Genomic DNA, 18721 nt, shown 5'->3' on the forward strand with positions numbered 1-18721 from the left:
GCTGTTATCCTGACGTCAATTCTTCCCCCGCCATGAATGCTGTGAGGTAACGTCGTGGATCACCTGCCGATTTTTTGTCAATTACGCAACCGCGACTGCCTGCTCGTGGGCGGCGGCGATGTGGCTGAACGCAAGGCGCGCCTGCTGTTAGAGGCGGGCGCCCGACTGACCGTTAACGCCCTCACCTTCGCCCCACAGTTTGACGTCTGGGCGCAGGAAGGGATGCTCACCCAGGTGCAGGGCGAATTTGATGAATCCCTGCTGGATACCTGCTGGCTGACCATCGCCGCAACGGATAACGATGACGTTAACCAGCGCGTCAGCGACGCCTGCGAAGCGCGCCGCATCTTCTGTAACGTGGTGGATGCGCCGAAAGAGGCGAGCTTTATCATGCCGTCGATTATCGACCGTTCACCGCTGATGATTGCGGTGTCGTCCGGTGGCCGCTCGCCCGTTCTTGCCCGTCTGCTGCGGGAAAAACTGGAAGCCGTGCTGCCGCAGCATCTTGGCCAGATTGCCCAATACGCCGGGCAGCTGCGTTCCCGCGTGAAGCAAACCTTCGCAACCGTGGGCGAACGCCGTCGCTTCTGGGAGAAGTTCTTTGTCAATGACAGGCTGGCGCAGTCGCTGGCCAATCAGGACGCCAAAGCCGTTGAAGAGACGACCGAACAGCTCCTGAGCGAGCCGCTGGATCATCGCGGTGAAGTGGTACTGGTGGGCGCAGGTCCCGGCGATGCGGGCTTGCTGACGCTGAAGGGTCTCCAGCAGATCCAGCAGGCGGACATCGTGGTGTATGACCGTCTGGTCTCTGATGACATCATGAATCTGGTACGCCGCGATGCTGACCGCGTGTTCGTCGGCAAACGGGCAGGTTATCACTGCGTACCGCAGGAGGAGATCAACCAGATCCTGCTGCGGGAAGCGCAGAAAGGTAAGCGTGTGGTGCGTCTGAAAGGGGGCGATCCCTTTATCTTTGGTCGCGGCGGCGAGGAGCTGGAAACTCTCTGCAACGCGGGCATTCCATTCTCCGTGGTGCCGGGTATTACGGCGGCATCCGGCTGTTCTGCCTATTCCGGCATTCCGTTAACCCATCGCGACTATGCCCAGAGCGTGCGCCTGGTGACGGGCCACCTGAAAACCGGCAGCGAGCTGGACTGGCATAATCTGGCCGCTGAAAAGCAGACGCTGGTCTTCTACATGGGGCTAAATCAGGCAGCCACGATTCAGGCGAAACTGCTGGAGCACGGCATGGAAGCAGATATGCCGGTCGCACTGGTGGAAAACGGCACCGCCATTACGCAGCGCGTGGTCGATGGCGTGCTGACGCAGCTGGGTGAGCTGGCGCAGCAGGTTGAAAGCCCGGCGCTGATCGTGGTGGGCCGCGTGGTAGCACTGCGTGAAAAACTGAACTGGTTCTCCAGCCACTAACGCACAATCTCTCTCCCGGGAGTAGTCTTGAAGCGGACTACTCCCTTCTTACCTCAATCGATAACATACCGCCCGCATAATGGAACTTTTCCATTTATTCCCTCGTGTTACATCCAATTTTAGATTTTTAGACAAGGAATGCGTATGTTCAAACTGGCTAAAGCTGCCGTTCTGGTCGGCCTGTTATCAACTCTGACGGCCTGCACCGGTCACGTTCAAAATACTAAAAATAATTGCAGCTATGATTACCTGCTGCATCCGGCGATCTCCATTTCGAAGATCATTGGCGGTTGCGGCCCGGCGGCACAGCAGTAAGCGTTTTTCAGGCGTAAAAAAACCGGGAATTTCCCGGTTTTTTTATTGAGTCCGTATTTGTCGGGTGGCGGCTTAAGGTTTCGCCACAAACCCAATCGCCTCGTACACCGCTTTCAGGGTTTCCGACGCGCGCGCGCTGGCTTTTTCTGCGCCCTCTTTCATCACTTTTTGCAGGAAAGCTTCGTCGTTACGGTAACGGTGATAGCGCTCCTGCAACTCGGTCAGCATGCCGGAAACGGCGTCTGCCACTTCGCCTTTCAGGTGGCCGTACATCTTGCCTTCAAAGTGTTTTTCCAGCTCAGGGATGCTCTGTCCGGTCACACCGGAGAGAATGTCCAGCAGGTTGGATACGCCCGCTTTGTTCTGCACGTCGTAGCGCACCACTGGCGGCTCATCGGAGTCGGTCACCGCACGCTTGAGCTTTTTCACCACCGATTTCGGATCTTCCAGCAGGCCGATAACGTTGTTGCGGTTATCGTCAGACTTGGACATCTTTTTGGTCGGCTCCAGCAGGGACATCACGCGCGCGCCGGATTTCGGAATAAACGGCTCAGGCACTTTGAACACGTCGCCGTAAAGCGCATTGAAGCGTTGGGCAATATCGCGGCTCAGCTCCAGGTGCTGCTTCTGGTCTTCACCCACCGGCACCTGGTTGGTCTGGTACAGCAGAATGTCGGCCGCCATCAGCACCGGATAGTCAAACAGACCGGCGTTGATGTTCTCAGAGTAGCGCGCAGACTTATCCTTGAACTGGGTCATGCGGCTCAGCTCGCCGAAATAGGTGTAGCAGTTCAGCGCCCAGCCCAGCTGCGCGTGCTCTGGTACGTGAGACTGAACGAAAATGGTGCTCTTCTCGGGATCGATACCGCACGCCAGGTACAGCGCCAGCGTATCGAGCGTTGCTTTGCGAAGCTTCTCTGGATCCTGACGCGCGGTGATAGCATGCAAATCCACGATGCAGTAAATGCAGTGGTAGTCATCCTGCATGCTCACCCACTGACGTAACGCACCCATGTAGTTACCAATGGTCAGTTCACCTGAAGGCTGTGCGCCACTAAAAACGATGGGCTTAGTCATTATTCAATTCCTGATGTTCACTGTGCGAGAGCCCGAGTGCGGGCAACAAATCTTTGAAGTGGTCGAACACAACGTCCGGCTCACTCAGCGTAATGGCTTCACCGTAGTTGTAGCCGTAGGTCAACCCAACCGACGGGCAACCTGCCGCTCTGGCAGCCAGAATATCATTGCGGGAATCCCCGACAAAGAGCAGCTCCGCAGGTGCTAAGGATAATTTTCCTGCCACCAGCAATAGCGGTTCCGGATGCGGCTTTTTATTCTGTACGTCATCGCCGCCCACAATCACGGAGAAGTATTTCGCGATATCCAGCGCTTCCAGCAGAGGCGCAACGAACGGTGTCGGCTTGTTAGTTACCAGCCCCAGCGGGATGCCTTTAGCATATAGCGCGCTCAGCGTTTCAGCGACATCCGGGAACAGGAAGCTGCCCTCTTCGACGGTCTCTTCGTAGAAACGGTCGAACAGTTTGCGCAGAATACGCTGCTGCTCATCCTGGGGAATATCCGCGTGGTCAACACTCGGTTTACCTTGCGCGGAACGCTGAGAGGCACGCTCCTGACGAGCCCAGGTCAGCGCGCGCTCCATCAGCACGTCTGCACCGTTACCAATCCACGTCACGACGCGCTCTTCGCCTGCAACGGGGAGTTCAAGGGCATACAGCGCCTGATCGACGGCGCTGGTTAATCCTGGCGCGCTGTCGACCAGCGTGCCGTCGAGGTCAAATGCTACACCCCGAATAGCCTGCAATTTATCCATGACTTACCTTCGCCAGTTCACGGCGCATTTCATCAATGACTTTTTTGTAATCCGGTTGATCGAAGATGGCGGAGCCTGCGACGAACATATCCGCCCCTGCCGCCGCAATCTCACCGATGTTATTGACCTTCACGCCGCCGTCCACTTCCAGACGAATATCATAGCCAGACTCATCGATACGGCGGCGCACTTCACGCAGTTTGTCGAGGGTCTGAGGGATAAATGACTGACCACCAAAGCCCGGGTTGACGGACATCAGCAGGATCACGTCCAGCTTGTCCATCACGTAGTCGAGATAGCTCAGCGGGGTCGCCGGGTTAAAGACCAGCCCCGCCTTACAGCCGTTCTCTTTGATCAGCTGTAGCGTGCGGTCAACGTGTTCGGAGGCTTCCGGGTGGAAAGTGATGATGCTGGCACCCGCCGCGGCGAAATCGGGTACGATGCGGTCAACCGGTTTCACCATCAGATGCACGTCAATGGGCGCGGTGATCCCGTAGTTACGCAGCGCTTTAAGCACCATCGGACCGATGGTCAGGTTGGGAACGTAGTGGTTATCCATAACGTCGAAATGGACGACATCCGCGCCAGCCGCGAGAGCTTTGGCAGTGTCTTCACCCAGGCGGGCAAAATCGGCCGACAGAATTGAGGGGGCAATCAAAAACTGTTTCATCCGCATCTCCTTGAAATGTGTTTACCGGCGGGCAAAGGCTCAGGGTCGATAAAGCGCCAGAAGTTCGTCCACCTTTTTACGTGTGCCGCCGTTGCTGCTAATGCTACGCCGCACTTTTACCTGAAAATGCTTCGCGGCTTTGTACCATTCGCGCGTATCAGGCGTGTCGTGATTCGAAATTAACACCGGAATTCTTTTGCTGACCAGCTTTTCCGCCATCTCAGCCAGACGAGCCTGCTCGGCCGGGCTGAAGCTATTGGTGTGGTAGGCGGTGAAATTTGCCGTGGCAGACAGCGGCGCGTAAGGCGGGTCGCAGTAGACCACCGAGTTTACGCCCGCCAGCTCCATGCACTCTTCATATGAGAGACAGTAGAACTCGGCATTCTGTGCTTTTTCAGCAAAGTGATACAGCTCGTCCTGCGGGAAATAGGGACGCTTATAGCGGCCAAACGGCACGTTAAACTCGCCACGCAGATTATACCGGCACAGACCGTTGTAGCCATGGCGGTTGAGATAAAGAAACAACAGCGCGCGACGGAACGGATCCTGGCTTTGATTAAACTCAGCGCGGAACTGATAGTAGACGTCCGGGTTGTTGTTCTCTGGCGTAAACAGCTTCCGTGCCTCTTCCACATACTCATCGGTACGCAGTTTGACGATGTTATAGAGGCTAATAAGGTCGCTGTTGATATCCGCCAGGATATAACGAGAAAAATCGGTATTCAGGAACACCGATCCAGCACCCACGAAGGGCTCGATAAGACACTCGCCTTTCGGCAGGTGCTTTTTAATATCGTCGAGCAGGGGGTATTTCCCCCCTGCCCATTTCAGAAAAGCGCGATTTTTTTTCATGCTGACTAACTGATTACACCTTCTCCGGCTGTGGAGAAAGCTCCGACAGCATCCTGCGCTTTAAACATTACTTCAGATCGGCCTGCACCTGATGAATCGGCTTCGCCCACGGGTTTTTCGCCTGCACGTCGGCTGGCAGCGTGGAAACGGCACGTTTTGCTTCATCTTTGGAAGCATAAATACCACTCACCAGCACATACCACGGTTGACCGTTACGGGTCGTCTGATAAACCACGTAGTTTTTCAGATTCGATTTCTTCGCCCAGGCGTTGAGGTTGTCATAGTTAGACGAACTGCTCAGCTGAAGGGTGTAGTTGCTGGAAGAGGCCGACTGCAAAGAACCCACGTTGCCCGTCGTTTTACCTGGCGAAGCGCCCGTTTTGGCTGCGGGAGCCGCAGGTGTTGTTGCAGCAGGTGTTGTTGCAGCAGGTGCGGTTGTGGTCGCCGTTGCTTTCGGTGCAGCGGTTGCCGCAGGCGTTGGCGCTTTAACCGGCTGGCTCACCGCAGGTTTTGTCTGCGCTGGCGCTTTCGTTTCTGGCGCTTTTGCCACGGCCTGTGGTTTCGTCTCACGCTTCGGCTCAATCACAGCCTGCTTACGCTCCTGGCGTGGTGCAGTCTGCGTCTGGCGCGGTTTGGTTTCCGTTGCCGCCGTCTGCTGCTGGGCATTGCTGCCATGAACTGGCGCAACGGTGGCTGGTTCAGTTGGCAGCGTGGAGTTCACCACGGCAGCGTTAACCTGTTCCTGATTCTGCGGCTGCATCAGCGCGTTGTTCAGATCGCCCTGAACCTCAACACGCTGCTGGCCTTCAGGCGTAGCTGGCGCCTGGCCCTGAGTCGGGGTAGAAGAGACAGGCGGCAGAGAGATATCCTGACCGGCGCTGGTGTTGCCTGCGGTCTGCTCTGCGGAAGTGGTGCCCGGCGCAGGCTGAGCGCCATTCGCCTGGTTGCTCGCATCGTTACCAGACAGGTCGATGCTCTTCTCGGCAGACGCGGTCTGCTCGGTAGAATGGGTAGAAGGGGCTTTTAGCGCGGAACCAATGCCGACAATCAGCAATACCAGCACCAGAACGCCAAGGCCCATCATGATGTACTGACGGGAGGCCGGTTTTGCCGCTACCGCTTTTTTACGCTTGCGCGGTCGACGTTCAACAGGCTGTTCATCCATTAACTCTTCTTCGGATTCAAACTCCTCGTCTTCACGCTCATTGCGCGCGTTGCGGCTACGCGAAGGGCGACGATCGTCTGCATCCAGATCGACATCGTCAAAGTTGATCTGCGGCTCGTTATCACGTTCTGAAGATTGACGAGAACGACCAGTACGACGATCGCTGGGATCGGGTTTCAGCTCGTCTTCTGGTTTGAATTCATCCATTTAACACCCCACTCAAAGGCTTCTGCCAACGACTCTGCATTAACCTGAAGCTAAAACGACCACCTGTTACAGCGGTCTGACCTTTCTAGTTGTTACGCTTGCTGACAATCAGCAATAGCGCCAAGTACGACTTCGTGCGGCACTCCGCCGCGCACTTCACTTTTCCCTATTGCAAGCGGGAGTACCAGACGCATCTCACCTGCTAATACTTTTTTATCGCGCATCATGTGGGGAAGGTACGCCTGCGCAGACATTTCCTGCGGACCACTTACCGGCAAGCCAGCACGTTTAAGCAACGCGATGATACGTGCTGTCTCTTCCGGCCTGAACTGCCCCAAACGTTCAGAGGCACGCGCCGCCATAACCATTCCGGCAGCGACAGCTTCACCGTGAAGCCAGTTACCGTAGCCCATTTCGGCTTCGATCGCATGACCAAACGTATGCCCCAGATTCAGTAAAGCACGTAAGCCGGTTTCACGCTCATCTGCGGCAACGACTTCTGCTTTCAGCTCACAACAACGGCGAATACAGTAGGCCATTGCCTGCCCGTCGAGGCGCAGCAGCGCATCCATATTCTCTTCCAGCCAGGTGAAGAACTCCCCGTCAAGAATAATGCCGTATTTGATCACTTCTGCAAGGCCGGACGCCAGTTCGCGCGCTGGCAAGGTTTTCAGACAGTCGAGATCCACCACCACCGAGGCGGGCTGGTAGAACGCGCCAATCATGTTTTTGCCGAGCGGATGGTTAACCGCCGTTTTACCGCCCACAGAAGAATCGACCTGTGAGAGCAACGTGGTTGGAATTTGAATAAAGCGCACGCCGCGCTGGTAGCTGGCGGCTGCAAAACCGGTCAGATCGCCCACAACGCCGCCGCCCAGGGCAAGCAGTGTTGTATCACGACCGTGCGGTTTTTGCAGAAGTGCGGTAAAGACGGTATCCAGTACCGTCAGGCTTTTGTACTGCTCGCCATCGGGCAGAATCACACTGTCGACCTTCACGCCCGCCTGCTCAAGCAGGTGACGTACACGGTCGAGATAAAGCGGAGCCAGCGTCTCGTTGGTGACCAGCATCGCCTGATCACCCGCTTTCAGTGGTAAGAAGGAAGCTGGGTCGTTAAACAAACCAGCCGCGATGGTGATAGGGTAACTACGTTCCCCGAGAGTAACTGTAATCCTCTCCATGACGCGACATCCACCTTAAATGCTTTTACCCGCAGGCGAGTGTATATATAGCCAGAATCAGTTGCTTTCCAGCATATGAATAATCTGGTTTGCAACCACTTTAGCGCTTTGATCGTCAGTACGAATGGTCACATCAGCAATCTCTTCGTACAGAGGATTGCGTTCATCGGCCAAAGCTTCCAGAACTTCACGTGGCGGTGTTTCAACCTGCAACAACGGGCGCTTTTTATCACGCTGCGTGCGTGCCAGCTGTTTTTCGATGGTCGTCTCAAGATAGACCACTACGCCACGGGCGGAGAGACGGTTGCGGGTTTCGCGAGATTTTACAGAGCCGCCGCCAGTTGCCAGCACAATGCCCTGTTTTTCCGTGAGTTCGTTGATCACTTTTTCTTCTCGGTCACGGAAACCTTCTTCGCCTTCTACGTCGAAGACCCAGCCCACATCCGCTCCGGTTCGTTTCTCAATCTCTTGATCAGAATCGTAAAATTCCATATTGAGTTGTTGAGCTAACTGACGCCCAATAGTGCTTTTGCCGGCACCCATAGGCCCAACCAGAAAGATATTGCGTTTCTCTGCCATTTTTTCGGTACTACTAAGACTATTCGTTAATGGTAATCCCCGCTGCGCAGACACCCGGCGTAGCAGGACATGAACTGAAACCTCATTTGCAATAGAGCGAGAGTCAGACGAAAAATTATCTCAATACTCCGGCTTGTTTGGCAACTGATTAAATCACCGTTCCCGGCGCATAAGGAAATAAGACGTAAGTCCAACTCAAATCGGTACTCCTTGTATGCTAATTCATGCCCCACGTCAAACATCTGCAACAAACTGAATGCAAAATCATTGCGGGGATCGTTACCCATTACTGAATACTGACCAGACGTGGCGTGATAAACACCACTAACTCGCGCCGTTCGTTATCTTTTCCGTCATGGCGGAACAGCTGACCCAGCCACGGAATGTTGCCCAGCACGGGCACGCTGTCGCGCCCGGTTTTATTCTTTTGCGAAAAGATCCCGCCCAGCGCGAGCGTTTCCCCACTTTTTACCTCAACCTGCGTTTCGATCTCCTGCTTATCGATCGCCAGCGTTTCGCCGTCTGCCTGTTGCAGCACCTGGCCGGGCATATTTTCACTGATATGCAATTTCAGGCGCACACGACCACCCGGCAGAACCACCGGCGTGACCTCCATGCCTAATACCGCTTCTTTAAATTCAACGGATGTCGCCCCGCTCTCGCCGCTGGAAACCTGATACGGAATTTCGCTGCCCTGCTTGATGCTGGCCGGCTGCATGTGCGATGCCAGCAGCCGCGGGCTGGCGATGATATCCACCTGCTGCTTTTGCTCAAGCGCCGACAACTCAAGATCCAGCATCCTGCCGTTGATGCGCCCGATGTTAAACCCTGCGTGGGTGGTCGCACTGGCCACCGACAGGTCCGCACCCAGCGTCGTGACCTGACCCACTTTACTGGCCTCCGTTGCGTCAGCGAGGTTCCATTTCACCCCCAGTTCACGCAGGCTTTTTTCACTGATGGTCACAATCTGCGCCGCCAGTTCCACCTGCTCGACGGGCAGATCCATCTGCACAGCCCAGCGCTGGAGCATATCCACCACCGTCTGGTTATCCCTGACCAGGAAACGGTTGGTGCGCTTGTCGACGGAGAGACTGCCTTTCGGGCTTAAGAGCTTTTCCGCCGCTTTTTGCAATTCGGCCGCATCCGCATAAGCAAACGGAATGCTGTGAGAGTGCAGCGGGGCGTCGAGCAGACGCTGGGCCCGCTCCTGCTCTTTACGCGTCTGTTGCTCCCGTTGCCAGGCCGCCGTATGCACATAAAAAATGCCGCCCTCTTCCCGCAATACCAGCCCGGCGCTGTTCACTACCGTCTGAAGCGCCTGCCTCCAGGGCACCCGCGTTAAATTCAGCGAAAGCGAACCGCTGACATCCGGCGACACCACCAGATTGCGATCCTCCTGCGCTACCAGCGCCTGTAATATTTGCACCACCGGGACATCATCCACCAGCAGGGTGACCGGTTTTGGCGTCGCGGCCCACAGGGGCTGGCTGAGTACCGCCAGTAACAGCCCTATCCTTATCTTCACTTTTTTTCGTTCCTTCTCGTTGCCATGTCCATCGCTTCGGCTCGCACATATCGCCGACATCAACGGTCAGTTGTTGTCTATCTATCGCGCTCACCCGCCAGCCTGTCGGTAACCGCATCTGCGTTTTTACCCGGTGCCAGCGTTTCTGCCCGTCCTGCATAAGGCCGATATCCCTGCTGCCGCTGACTATCCCCTGATACCGCCACTGGCTGAGCTGCCCGGCTGCGCAACGCTCTTCCGGCACAGAGAAGGGATCCCGCATCCCGGTCAGGAAAAGCGGAGAAAGCAGGATGACTAAACGGGCTTTACTGCGCATGACCGATCTCCAGTTGCAGGCTGAGGCGTAACTGTTTGCCCTGTGGGATGATGGAAAACGCACTCACCCGCACGTTCTCAAGCGCCAGCCGGGAAAAGAGCGCCGGAACCGCGCCCCATGAGGCATCCAGCGCCAGCTCTCCCCCACTCTGCTGCGGCTTCCAGTACACCAGCCTTGCGTCCTCACGCTGAAATGCCAGGGGAGAAAAGGGCCGCGAGGGCGTCACTTGCGTAAACACTGCTTGCCGTCCGGCCTCTGGCCACAGCGAGGCGTTGATTCGCTTCGCACTGATGGCCTGCGCCTGAACATCGGCGTAACGCAGAGCAGCGGGCCTGAGCAGCAGTCCCCAAATTGCCCACGCAACAAGCCCCGACGCGATCAACCAGCAAAGGACGCGCCGGGAAGGACGTGCATCAGCCCAGCGTTGATACCAGATACCCACCGGCTACCTCCGGCTATGCAGTTTAAAAGAGAACATCCATCGCCCCAGGCTATCCTGTTGCAGTTCGCCTGCCGGTCCGGGGTTAAATCCCGTCACCCTTTTCAGCGCATCGGTCATGGCTGCGAGCGCTGGCAGTGAAGTGGTATAGCCGGTCAGGGTCAGCGAGGGTGGCTGATAACGTAGCGCCGTCAGCCACGCCTGCCGGGGCATTGCGCTGGCAAGCGATTCCAGCGCGGGTTGCCAGGCCGGATCAGACGGCGGCGAAGGGGTTTTCAGCCCCGCTGACTGCGGCTGACGGGCTCTCAATACTTTCTGCACCGCCCGAGTCCCCGCCAGTTCGCTCTGCAACGCCTGTAACGCGAGAGACTGCGTCGCCCGCAGACTGAAACCACCCGCCAGCATCACCAGCAATGAGGCGGCAAACAGCAGCCCCCAGAAACGCAGGCGCTGATTACGTTGCTGCCGACGCCAGGGTAAAAGATTGGGCATGCTCATTACGGCGCCTCGCTCATGGCCAGCGCCAGGGAGACGGTGTAATCAGCACCGCATTCCGGCAGCGGCGGCTGGCACAGCGTCACCGCTTCCCAGGGATCGCGGGCAGCATCAAACACGGCGATATCAGAAGAAGAAAGCGCAAGCAGCGCCGCCAGTTCATTCACCGTCGCCGCTTCTGTGGTGTAGCGCCGCCCCCACTGGTGACGCATCGCCCATAGCCACTGGTGCTGATCTCTCCAGGCGACGCACCGGGCGGGGGCAACAGTAGAGAGAAGATTAGCCAGCGCACCGGCATCCGGGGCGATTGCTGCCAGACGCAAACGCAGCGCGTTCGCCAGCGTCAACAGGGTATCGACCTCTCTGTTTTGCGCTGCGGTAACCTGAAAAGTGTTGCTGAACGTATCCTGCGCGTAGTCAAAGCAGAGCGTATCGGCGGGCATCTCCAGCTCACGCGCTAATGCGGCGCCTACCCAGGTGAGCTGTTCGCTGTCACGCAAGGTAACGGATGGACGGGGCAACGCGCGTTGCAGAACGCGCGTTGCCGGAAATGAGAGGAATACCCGATGCGAGTGCGGCAATGTTTTCCGCCAGCCACGTAATGCGTTAACCAGCTCTTCTGGCTTAAGTATTTTGCCTTCCCCGATAACGCCGTCCGACAGCGGCACCGCCCACCAGCGCCGTAAACGCCATCCGGCCCGCTCTCTGGTCAGCGCTACCGCAACCACCTTATCCTGTTGAATATGAACACCTGTTTGCCACGTTTTAAAAGCCATGCTTCACGATCTCCTTATCGCCCGTCGGAGTGACGGCTATATCAATGAATCAGGCTTGCCTTTATACTACCGCGCGATTGTTTAGAAACTGCCCAGGCTAAACCAAATGGGAAATCTCCGGTGAAGTTCGTAAAGTATTTATTGATCCTTGCAGTCTGTTGCATTCTGCTGGGAGCAGGCTCGATTATTGGTTTGTACAAATATGTCGAGCCGCAACTCCCTGATGTCGCCACGCTTCGTGATGTGCGGCTTCAGATCCCTATGCAGGTCTATAGCGCCGATGGTGAACTGATGGCGCAATACGGCGAGAAACGTCGTATCCCTTTGACCTTAAATCAAATCCCACCCGTGATGGTGAAGGCTTTTATCGCCACCGAGGACAGCCGTTTTTACGAGCACCACGGTGTCGATCCGGTCGGTATTTTCCGTGCGGCAAGCGTGGCGCTGTTCTCCGGTCATGCCTCTCAGGGGGCAAGTACCATTACCCAGCAGCTGGCGCGTAACTTCTTCCTCAGCCCGGAAAAGACGCTGATGCGTAAGATCAAAGAGGTGTTCCTCGCGATCCGCATTGAGCAACTGCTGAGCAAAGACGAGATCCTTGAGCTTTACCTCAACAAGATCTATCTGGGCTACCGCGCCTATGGCGTAGGGGCTGCGGCTCAGGTCTATTTTGGTAAGCCGATCGATCAGCTCACGCTGAGCGAAATGGCGACCATTGCCGGCCTGCCAAAAGCGCCATCCACCTTTAACCCGCTCTACTCGCTGGACCGCGCCACCGCGCGCCGTAACGTGGTGCTGTCGCGTATGTTGAGCGAAGGCTACATCAGTCAGTCTGAGTACGATAAGGCGCGCAGCGACGTTATTGACGCCAATTACCATGCGCCGGAAATCGCCTTCTCTGCACCGTATCTCACTGAAATGGTTCGCCAGGAGATGGTGAGTCGCTACGGTGATAAAGCGTATGAAGATGGTTATCGCGTCTATACCACCGTGACCCGCAAAGTGCAGCAGGCTGCCCAGCAGGCGGTGCGTAATAACGTGATGGATTACGATATGCGTCACGGCTATCGCGGCCCGTCCAACGTGCTGTGGAAAGTGGGGGAAGGCGCATGGGACAGTAAAAAAATCACTGATTCCCTGAAAGCGCTGCCGACCTATGGCCCGCTGCGTCCGGCTGTCGTCACCCAGGCCGATCCACAGGAAGCGGTGGCGATGATAGCCGATGGCACATCCGTTTCGCTGCGCATGGAGGGTGTCCGCTGGGCGCGTCCGTACCGCTCTGACACTCTTCAGGGCCCGACGCCACGTAAAGTGACCGATGTAGTACAAACCGGACAACAAATCTGGGTCCGTCAGGTCGGTGATGCCTGGTGGCTGGCGCAGGTGCCGGACGTCAACTCTGCGCTGGTCTCCATCAATCCGCAGAACGGTGCCGTGATGGCGCTGGTTGGCGGGTTCGATTTCAACCAGAGCAAATTTAACCGCGCGACCCAGGCGCTGCGTCAGGTTGGTTCGAACATCAAACCGTTCCTGTATACCGCGGCGATGGATAAGGGGCTGACGCTCGCCAGCATTCTCAACGACGTGCCAATTTCCCGCTGGGATGCCGGTGCGGGCTCTGACTGGCAGCCGAAGAACTCTCCGGCGCAATACGCTGGCCCTATCCGTCTGCGTCAGGGCCTTGGCCAGTCGAAGAACGTGGTCATGGTTCGCGCGATGCGTGCGATGGGCGTTGATTATGCGGCAGAGTATCTGCAACGCTTCGGCTTCCCGGCGCAAAACATTGTTCATACCGAATCTCTGGCGCTCGGCTCCGCGTCCTTTACGCCGCTCCAGGTCGCTCGTGGCTACTCGGTGATGGCGAACGGGGGATTCCTGGTCGATCCGTATTTCATCAGCAAAATCGAGAACGATCAGGGCGGCGTACTGTTTGAAGCGAAACCGAAAATTGCCTGCCCTGAATGCGATATTCCGGTGATTTACGGCGACACGCCAAAATCCAATGTCCTGGAAAACAAGGATATGGAAGATGTGGCGATCTCTCAGGAACGTCAGAATCTGGCGGTGCCGCAGCCTCAGCTGGAACAGGCCAATCAGGCGCTGGTCGCCCAGAGTGGCGCGCAGGAGTACGCCCCGCACGTGATCAGCACGCCGCTGTCGTTCCTGATTAAGAGCGCACTGAACACCAACATCTTTGGCGAACCGGGCTGGCAAGGCACCGGCTGGCGAGCGGGCCGCGATTTGCAGCGCCACGACATCGGCGGCAAAACCGGGACAACCAACAGTTCAAAAGATGCCTGGTTCTCAGGTTATGGCCCGGGCGTTGTCACCTCGGTCTGGATTGGTTTTGACGATCACCGCCGCACTCTGGGGCGCACAACCGCTTCTGGCGCGATTAAAGATCAGATTTCCGGTTATGAGGGTGGGGCTAAGAGTGCGCAACCGGCGTGGGATGCTTACATGAAGGCCGCTCTCGAGGGCGTGCCGGAGCAGCCGCTAACGCCTCCGCCGGGCATTGTCACGATCAATATTGACCGCAGCACTGGACAGCTCGCGAATGGCGGCAACAGCCGTGTCGAGTATTTCATCGAGGGTACGCAGCCAACCACGCAGGCAGTGCATGAGGTGGGTACAGAGATCATTGATAACGGCGAGACGCACGAGCTGTTCTGACGCCGACAAAAAAGCCGGGTGGCGACTACGCCTGACCCGGCCTACAACATCAATGCAAAACGGCAACCTTCGGTTGCCGTTTTTAATGGTGGCGCTACAAACGACCCTGCCCCTTCAGCCACTCTCGTACCAGGAACAGTGCGCTCACGTTGCGTGCCTCGTTAAAGTCAGGATCTTCCAGCAAATCCATCAGATGAGCCAGCGGCCAGCGAACCTGCGGCAGCGGTTCCGGCTCGTCTCCTTCCAGCGATTCAGGATAGAGATCTTCCGCGACAACGATGTTCATTTTGCTGGAGAAATAGGACGGCGCCATGCTCAGCTTTTTCAGGAACGTCAGCTCTTTCGCGCCAAAACCGACCTCTTCTTTCAGCTCCCGGTTTGCCGCTTCAAACACCGTTTCGCCCGGATCGATCAGTCCTTTGGAGAAGCCCAGCTCGTAGGATTCAGTGCCCACGGCGTATTCACGAATGAGGATCAGGTGCTCGTCGACGATAGGCACTATCATCACCGCTTCACGCGAGGAGGGGCGCATACGCTCATAAACACGACGCACACCGTTGCTGAACTCCAGATCCACGCTTTCGACATTAAACAGACGCGATTTCGCGACGGTTTCAACATTCAGAATGGTGGGCTTTTGTAAGGGTTTGGTCATCTTGACGGGTCTTTGCTGGGTGAACTGGCTTTATTGTGCGATACGCCGCACGGTTTCGGCAATGTCAATTGCTCTTTATTTACATTTATGCAACGTAATTGAATGCGATTCTCATTTCAAAACAAATGTCAAGAGGTTGAAATGTTTCCAGGAATTTGCTGATATCGCGCCGGAACAGGCTTTGTTATCATTACCGGTCACTGGGATGCGCGTCAACATGCTCAAGTTAGACTCCATACTTGCCGATAGCCGACCACAGAATCTCATTCATTGTACAAAAGGTGCGACTGACAACACCTGTAAGAAGATAAGTAAGATGGGGAAAGCATGAGCACCATTTTGATTTTTCTCGCTGCTGTGCTGGCCTGCGCGTCGATTGCGGTGTGGGTATTCAGGCGCCGCGTACATCGCCGTTATCGGCTGCCCTTTTTAAACGCGTTCGCCGGGGCAAACACGCGCAAGCTTTCGCCAGAGGAACGCAGCACCGTTGAGCAGTATCTCGACACGCTGAACCGATCCCGGCTTTCGCCTGGCCCTACCGGCGCCAGCACCGCCCCCGTATCGCTCAACCTTAACGCCCAAAGCGACACCGTTCTGTGCGTGACGCGCTCCATTACCCGCTATGGCATCACAACCGACGATCCCAACAAATGGCGTTACTATCTCGACTCTGTTGAAGTACACCTGCCTCCCTTCTGGGAACAGTATATTAACGACGAAAACAGCGTCGAGCTCATCCATACCGATACGCTGCCGCTGGTTATCTCCCTCAATGGTCATACTCTGAGCGAATATGTTCAGGAAGCGCCACGCTTTGCGCTGGAACGCGCGAGCGGAACGCAGGCCTCTATTCGTGGTGAAGAGACAGAGCAGATTGAACTGCTCAACATCCGCCAGGAAACGCATGAAGAGTACGTCCTGAGCCGCCCGGATGGCATTCGCGAAGCGGTGCTGATTGTCGTCTCGTTCCTGCTCTTTTTCATCTGCCTGCTGACGCCGGACGTGTTTGTTCCGTGGCTCGCGGGTGGCGCAGTACTGCTTCTGGCCGCCGGGCTGTGGGGCATATTTGCCCCGCCGGCAAAAACGTCATTACGCGAAATTCACTGCCTGCGCGGAACCCCAAAACGCTGGGGACTGTTCGGTGAGAACGATCAGGAACATATCAACAATATCTCGCTCGGGATCATCGATCTTATCTATCCACGCCACTGGCAGCCGTGGATTGCGCAGGACCTGGGCCACAAAACGGATATTGATATCTATCTCGACCGCCACGTTGTACGCCAGGGGCGCTACTTATCCCTGCACGACGAAGTGAAAAACTTCCCGCTTCAGCACTGGCTTCGCAGCGCGGTGATTGCCGGTGGCGCCGCGTTAATCTTCCTCATGCTGCTGCTTTTCGTGCCGCTGGATATGCCAATTAAATTTACCCTGTCATGGATTAAAGGGGCGCAAACCGTGGAAGCCACCAGCGTACAGCAGCTCGAAGAAGCGGGTGTACGCGTGGGAGATACGTTGCGCCTCAAAGGCACCGGGATGTGTAATATCCACTCACCGGGTGCCTGGAACACGCGCCAGAACTCGCCGTTCGCGCCGTTCGACTGCTCTCAGATCATCTGGAATGACGCCTCTCCGCTGCCGCTGCCGGAATCGGATGTGGTCAACAAGGCCACTGCGCTCACCCAGACGATTAATCGCCAGCTCCATCCAAAACCGGATGATGATTCTCGCGTCAGCCCTGCCCTGCGTTCGGCTATTCAGAAGTCGGGCATGGTGCTGCTGGATGACTTTGGCGAAATCGTCCTGAAAACAGAGGATCTCTGTTCCGCCCAGGATGACTGTATCCGGCTCAAGAACGCGCTGGTCAACCTCGGCAACAGCAAAGACTGGGACGCGCTGGTGAAACGCGCCGAAGCGGGACGCCTGGACGGTGTGAACGTGCTTCTGCGTCCGGTCAGCGCCGAGTCGCTGGATAACCTGGTGGCGACCTCTACCGCCCCCTTCGTGATGCGTGAAACCACCCGTGCCGCCCAGGCGCTTAACAGCCCGGCGCCGGGCGGTTTTGTGATTGCCAGCGATGAAGGCAGCGACCTGGTGGATCAACCTTATCCGCAGGTTTCGCTGTATGACTATCCTGCCCAGGAGCAGTGGAGCGAATTCCAGCGTCTGGCGCAGATGCTGATGCAGACGCCATTCAGCGCGGAAGGGATCGTCACCACCCTCTTCACCGACGCCAACGGCACGCGTCATATTGGCCTGCACCGTATGCCGGATAGCGCTGGCCTGTGGCGCTATATAGGGACATCCCTGCTGCTGATTGCGATGCTGGCGTGCATCGTCTGGAACGGTTATCAGGCCGTACGCCGCTATCAGCGTTCCCGCACGCGGCTGGCAGAAATCCAGGCCTACTACGAAAATTGCCTTAACCCGAAACTGATCTCCTCTTCTGAGAGCCTGATCGGATAACGTCCCTGCGCGACAAGTTGTGCTACCCTGTCGCGCACGTTTCTTCTGGCTGGAGTTCCCCCTTATGCATCTTGATATCGACTGGCAGGCGGTCGATACCGTCCTGCTTGATATGGACGGCACGCTGCTTGATCTCGCCTTTGATAACTATTTCTGGCAAAAGCTGGTCCCGGAAACTTACGGTGAACAGCAGGGGATCTCCCCGGCAGAAGCGCAGGAATTCATTCGTTCGCAATATAGCGCGGTGCAGCATACGCTAAACTGGTACTGTCTTGACTACTGGAGCGAGCGACTCGGTTTGGATATTTGTGCCATGACCACCGCCCAGGGCGCACGCGCCGTACTGCGCGAAGATACGGTCCCGTTCCTGGACGCGCTGAAAGCCTGCGGTAAGCGCCGTATTTTGCTGACAAATGCGCATCCCCATAACCTGGCCGTGAAGCTGGAGCATACCGAGCTTGCTTCACACCTTGATTTATTGCTTTCCACCCACACATTTGGTTATCCGAAAGAGGATCAGCGGTTGTGGCATGCCGTGGTAGAAGAAACCGGTTTACAGCCGGAACGCACGCTGTTTATTGACGACAGCGAGCCGATTCTGGATTCTGCGGCCGCTTTTGGCATTCGCTATTGTCTGGGCGTGACCAATCCGGATTCCGGCCTGGCTGAAAAAAGCTATCTGCGACATCCGGGGCTGAACGACTATCGCCGGATGATCCCCTCACTCACCGTGAAGGAGACGCCATGAAAGAAAAACCCTCTGATGGGGTAAGACTGGATAAATGGCTGTGGGCCGCCCGTTTTTACAAAACGCGCGCCCTTGCCCGTGAAATGGTTGACGGCGGAAAGGTGCATTACAACGGTCAGCGCAGCAAACCGAGCAAGCTGGTTGAACTGAATGCCACGTTAACGCTTCGCCAGGGCAACGATGAGAAAACGGTGGTGGTGAAAGCCATTACCGAACAACGGCGGCCCGCAACCGAAGCCGTTTTGCTGTATGAAGAGACGGCCGAAAGCATAGAGAAGCGCGAGAAAACCGCGCTGGCGCGCAAAATGAACGCGCTAACTATGCCTCACCCGGACCGGCGACCGGATAAAAAAGAGCGCCGCGATCTGATGAAATTTAAACACGGTGAGAGCGAGTAACC

19 protein-coding genes are annotated in these 18721 nt (G+C 56.5%); 6 read left to right on the plus strand and 13 right to left on the minus strand.

Translation table 11 applies throughout. The features are described 5' to 3' along the window. Nucleotides 1-54 precede the first annotated feature (54 nt). Nucleotides 55-1428, plus strand: coding sequence for a siroheme synthase CysG (gene cysG / locus ACOTXL_RS15670; protein ID WP_045349838.1), 1374 nt, complete (start codon nucleotides 55-57; stop codon nucleotides 1426-1428). 144 nt (nucleotides 1429-1572) lie between these two features. Continuing rightward, nucleotides 1573-1743 carry a YhfL family protein gene (locus ACOTXL_RS15675; RefSeq protein ID WP_008503029.1) on the plus strand — a complete coding sequence of 57 codons (171 nt, stop codon included), beginning with the start codon at nucleotides 1573-1575 and terminating at the stop codon, nucleotides 1741-1743. A gap of 72 nt (nucleotides 1744-1815) precedes the next feature. On the opposite strand, the gene trpS is transcribed toward ACOTXL_RS15675, so the two are convergent. From trpS to pilM, 12 genes are all read right to left on the minus strand, one after another. Further along, nucleotides 1816-2820: a tryptophan--tRNA ligase gene (trpS, locus tag ACOTXL_RS15680; protein WP_023298773.1), complete on the minus strand. Its 1005-nt coding sequence runs from the start codon at nucleotides 2818-2820 to the stop codon at nucleotides 1816-1818. After that, nucleotides 2813-3574 (minus strand): phosphoglycolate phosphatase, encoded by a 762-nt coding sequence (gene gph, locus ACOTXL_RS15685; protein WP_032608044.1) that lies wholly within the window; start codon nucleotides 3572-3574, stop codon nucleotides 2813-2815. The genes trpS and gph overlap by 8 nt, the downstream gene beginning before the upstream one ends. After that, the gene (rpe, locus tag ACOTXL_RS15690) at nucleotides 3567-4244 is read right to left on the minus strand and encodes a ribulose-phosphate 3-epimerase (protein ID WP_003861634.1); all 678 of its coding nucleotides are present in this window, start codon (nucleotides 4242-4244) and stop codon (nucleotides 3567-3569) included. Before rpe ends, gph begins: the two co-directional genes overlap by 8 nt. 39 nt (nucleotides 4245-4283) lie before the next feature. After that, nucleotides 4284-5096, minus strand: coding sequence for an adenine-specific DNA-methyltransferase (gene dam, locus ACOTXL_RS15695; RefSeq protein WP_003861633.1), 813 nt, complete (start codon nucleotides 5094-5096; stop codon nucleotides 4284-4286). Between the two features lie 67 nt (nucleotides 5097-5163). Then, nucleotides 5164-6468, minus strand: a complete 1305-nt coding sequence (gene damX / locus ACOTXL_RS15700) for a cell division protein DamX (RefSeq protein ID WP_045349841.1) — start codon at nucleotides 6466-6468, stop codon at nucleotides 5164-5166. A 92-nt stretch (nucleotides 6469-6560) separates the two neighbouring features. Continuing rightward, nucleotides 6561-7649 (minus strand): 3-dehydroquinate synthase, encoded by a 1089-nt coding sequence (gene aroB / locus ACOTXL_RS15705; RefSeq protein ID WP_003861631.1) that lies wholly within the window; start codon nucleotides 7647-7649, stop codon nucleotides 6561-6563. Nucleotides 7650-7706: 57 nt separating this feature from the next. After that, nucleotides 7707-8228: a shikimate kinase AroK gene (gene aroK / locus ACOTXL_RS15710; protein ID WP_003861630.1), complete on the minus strand. Its 522-nt coding sequence runs from the start codon at nucleotides 8226-8228 to the stop codon at nucleotides 7707-7709. A gap of 286 nt (nucleotides 8229-8514) precedes the next feature. Next, nucleotides 8515-9753, minus strand: a complete 1239-nt coding sequence (gene hofQ, locus ACOTXL_RS15715) for a DNA uptake porin HofQ (RefSeq protein WP_023314949.1) — start codon at nucleotides 9751-9753, stop codon at nucleotides 8515-8517. Further along, entirely contained in the window at nucleotides 9665-10069 is a 405-nt protein-coding gene (locus tag ACOTXL_RS15720) for a HofP DNA utilization family protein (protein WP_003861627.1), read from the minus strand. Before ACOTXL_RS15720 ends, hofQ begins: the two co-directional genes overlap by 89 nt. Next, nucleotides 10059-10238, minus strand: a complete 180-nt coding sequence (locus ACOTXL_RS15725; protein WP_022651950.1) for a hypothetical protein — start codon at nucleotides 10236-10238, stop codon at nucleotides 10059-10061. Before ACOTXL_RS15725 ends, ACOTXL_RS15720 begins: the two co-directional genes overlap by 11 nt. A gap of 276 nt (nucleotides 10239-10514) precedes the next feature. Further along, nucleotides 10515-11006: a PilN domain-containing protein gene (locus ACOTXL_RS15730; protein WP_023314951.1), complete on the minus strand. Its 492-nt coding sequence runs from the start codon at nucleotides 11004-11006 to the stop codon at nucleotides 10515-10517. Further along, nucleotides 11006-11779 (minus strand): pilus assembly protein PilM, encoded by a 774-nt coding sequence (pilM, locus tag ACOTXL_RS15735; RefSeq protein ID WP_045349843.1) that lies wholly within the window; start codon nucleotides 11777-11779, stop codon nucleotides 11006-11008. Before pilM ends, ACOTXL_RS15730 begins: the two co-directional genes overlap by 1 nt. A gap of 120 nt (nucleotides 11780-11899) precedes the next feature. On the opposite strand from pilM, the gene mrcA reads away from it, so the two are divergent. Continuing rightward, nucleotides 11900-14452, plus strand: a complete 2553-nt coding sequence (gene mrcA, locus ACOTXL_RS15740) for a peptidoglycan glycosyltransferase/peptidoglycan DD-transpeptidase MrcA (RefSeq protein ID WP_045349845.1) — start codon at nucleotides 11900-11902, stop codon at nucleotides 14450-14452. Between the two features lie 94 nt (nucleotides 14453-14546). Here the strand turns inward: mrcA and nudE are convergent, their stop codons facing one another. Then, on the minus strand, nucleotides 14547-15107 hold the full coding sequence (gene nudE, locus ACOTXL_RS15745) for an ADP compounds hydrolase NudE (RefSeq protein ID WP_003861622.1): 561 nt from the start codon (nucleotides 15105-15107) through the stop codon (nucleotides 14547-14549). Between the two features lie 327 nt (nucleotides 15108-15434). On the opposite strand from nudE, the gene ACOTXL_RS15750 reads away from it, so the two are divergent. The 3 genes from ACOTXL_RS15750 (at nucleotide 15435) to hslR (ending at nucleotide 18719) form a co-directional block, all read left to right on the plus strand. Next, nucleotides 15435-17573, plus strand: a complete 2139-nt coding sequence (locus tag ACOTXL_RS15750) for an intracellular growth attenuator family protein (protein ID WP_023314954.1) — start codon at nucleotides 15435-15437, stop codon at nucleotides 17571-17573. A gap of 64 nt (nucleotides 17574-17637) precedes the next feature. Continuing rightward, nucleotides 17638-18321 carry a GMP/IMP nucleotidase gene (gene yrfG, locus ACOTXL_RS15755; RefSeq protein WP_045349847.1) on the plus strand — a complete coding sequence of 228 codons (684 nt, stop codon included), beginning with the start codon at nucleotides 17638-17640 and terminating at the stop codon, nucleotides 18319-18321. Next, on the plus strand, nucleotides 18318-18719 hold the full coding sequence (gene hslR, locus ACOTXL_RS15760) for a ribosome-associated heat shock protein Hsp15 (protein ID WP_003861618.1): 402 nt from the start codon (nucleotides 18318-18320) through the stop codon (nucleotides 18717-18719). The genes yrfG and hslR overlap by 4 nt, the downstream gene beginning before the upstream one ends. Nucleotides 18720-18721: the final 2 nt, after the last annotated feature.

Origin of the sequence: Enterobacter cloacae complex sp. IR5402, from assembly GCF_049238125.1 — a bacterium.
Taxonomy (GTDB): Bacteria; Pseudomonadota; Gammaproteobacteria; order Enterobacterales; family Enterobacteriaceae; genus Enterobacter; species Enterobacter hormaechei_C.

Excerpts from the sequence above, each read along its gene's own strand:
- hslR (WP_003861618.1), top strand. The coding sequence starts at position 18,318 with ATGAAAGAAAAACCCTCTGATGGGGTAAGACTGGATAAATGGCTGTGG.
- pilM (WP_045349843.1), bottom strand. The coding sequence starts at position 11,779 with ATGGCTTTTAAAACGTGGCAAACAGGTGTTCATATTCAACAGGATAAG.
- ACOTXL_RS15675 (WP_008503029.1), top strand. The coding sequence starts at position 1,573 with ATGTTCAAACTGGCTAAAGCTGCCGTTCTGGTCGGCCTGTTATCAACT.
- aroB (WP_003861631.1), bottom strand. The coding sequence starts at position 7,649 with ATGGAGAGGATTACAGTTACTCTCGGGGAACGTAGTTACCCTATCACC.
- aroK (WP_003861630.1), bottom strand. The coding sequence starts at position 8,228 with ATGGCAGAGAAACGCAATATCTTTCTGGTTGGGCCTATGGGTGCCGGC.
- nudE (WP_003861622.1), bottom strand. The coding sequence starts at position 15,107 with ATGACCAAACCCTTACAAAAGCCCACCATTCTGAATGTTGAAACCGTC.
- ACOTXL_RS15750 (WP_023314954.1), top strand. The coding sequence starts at position 15,435 with ATGAGCACCATTTTGATTTTTCTCGCTGCTGTGCTGGCCTGCGCGTCG.
- yrfG (WP_045349847.1), top strand. The coding sequence starts at position 17,638 with ATGCATCTTGATATCGACTGGCAGGCGGTCGATACCGTCCTGCTTGAT.
- rpe (WP_003861634.1), bottom strand. The coding sequence starts at position 4,244 with ATGAAACAGTTTTTGATTGCCCCCTCAATTCTGTCGGCCGATTTTGCC.
- ACOTXL_RS15730 (WP_023314951.1), bottom strand. The coding sequence starts at position 11,006 with ATGAGCATGCCCAATCTTTTACCCTGGCGTCGGCAGCAACGTAATCAG.
- ACOTXL_RS15720 (WP_003861627.1), bottom strand. The coding sequence starts at position 10,069 with ATGCGCAGTAAAGCCCGTTTAGTCATCCTGCTTTCTCCGCTTTTCCTG.
- trpS (WP_023298773.1), bottom strand. The coding sequence starts at position 2,820 with ATGACTAAGCCCATCGTTTTTAGTGGCGCACAGCCTTCAGGTGAACTG.
- damX (WP_045349841.1), bottom strand. The coding sequence starts at position 6,468 with ATGGATGAATTCAAACCAGAAGACGAGCTGAAACCCGATCCCAGCGAT.
- gph (WP_032608044.1), bottom strand. The coding sequence starts at position 3,574 with ATGGATAAATTGCAGGCTATTCGGGGTGTAGCATTTGACCTCGACGGC.
- dam (WP_003861633.1), bottom strand. The coding sequence starts at position 5,096 with ATGAAAAAAAATCGCGCTTTTCTGAAATGGGCAGGGGGGAAATACCCC.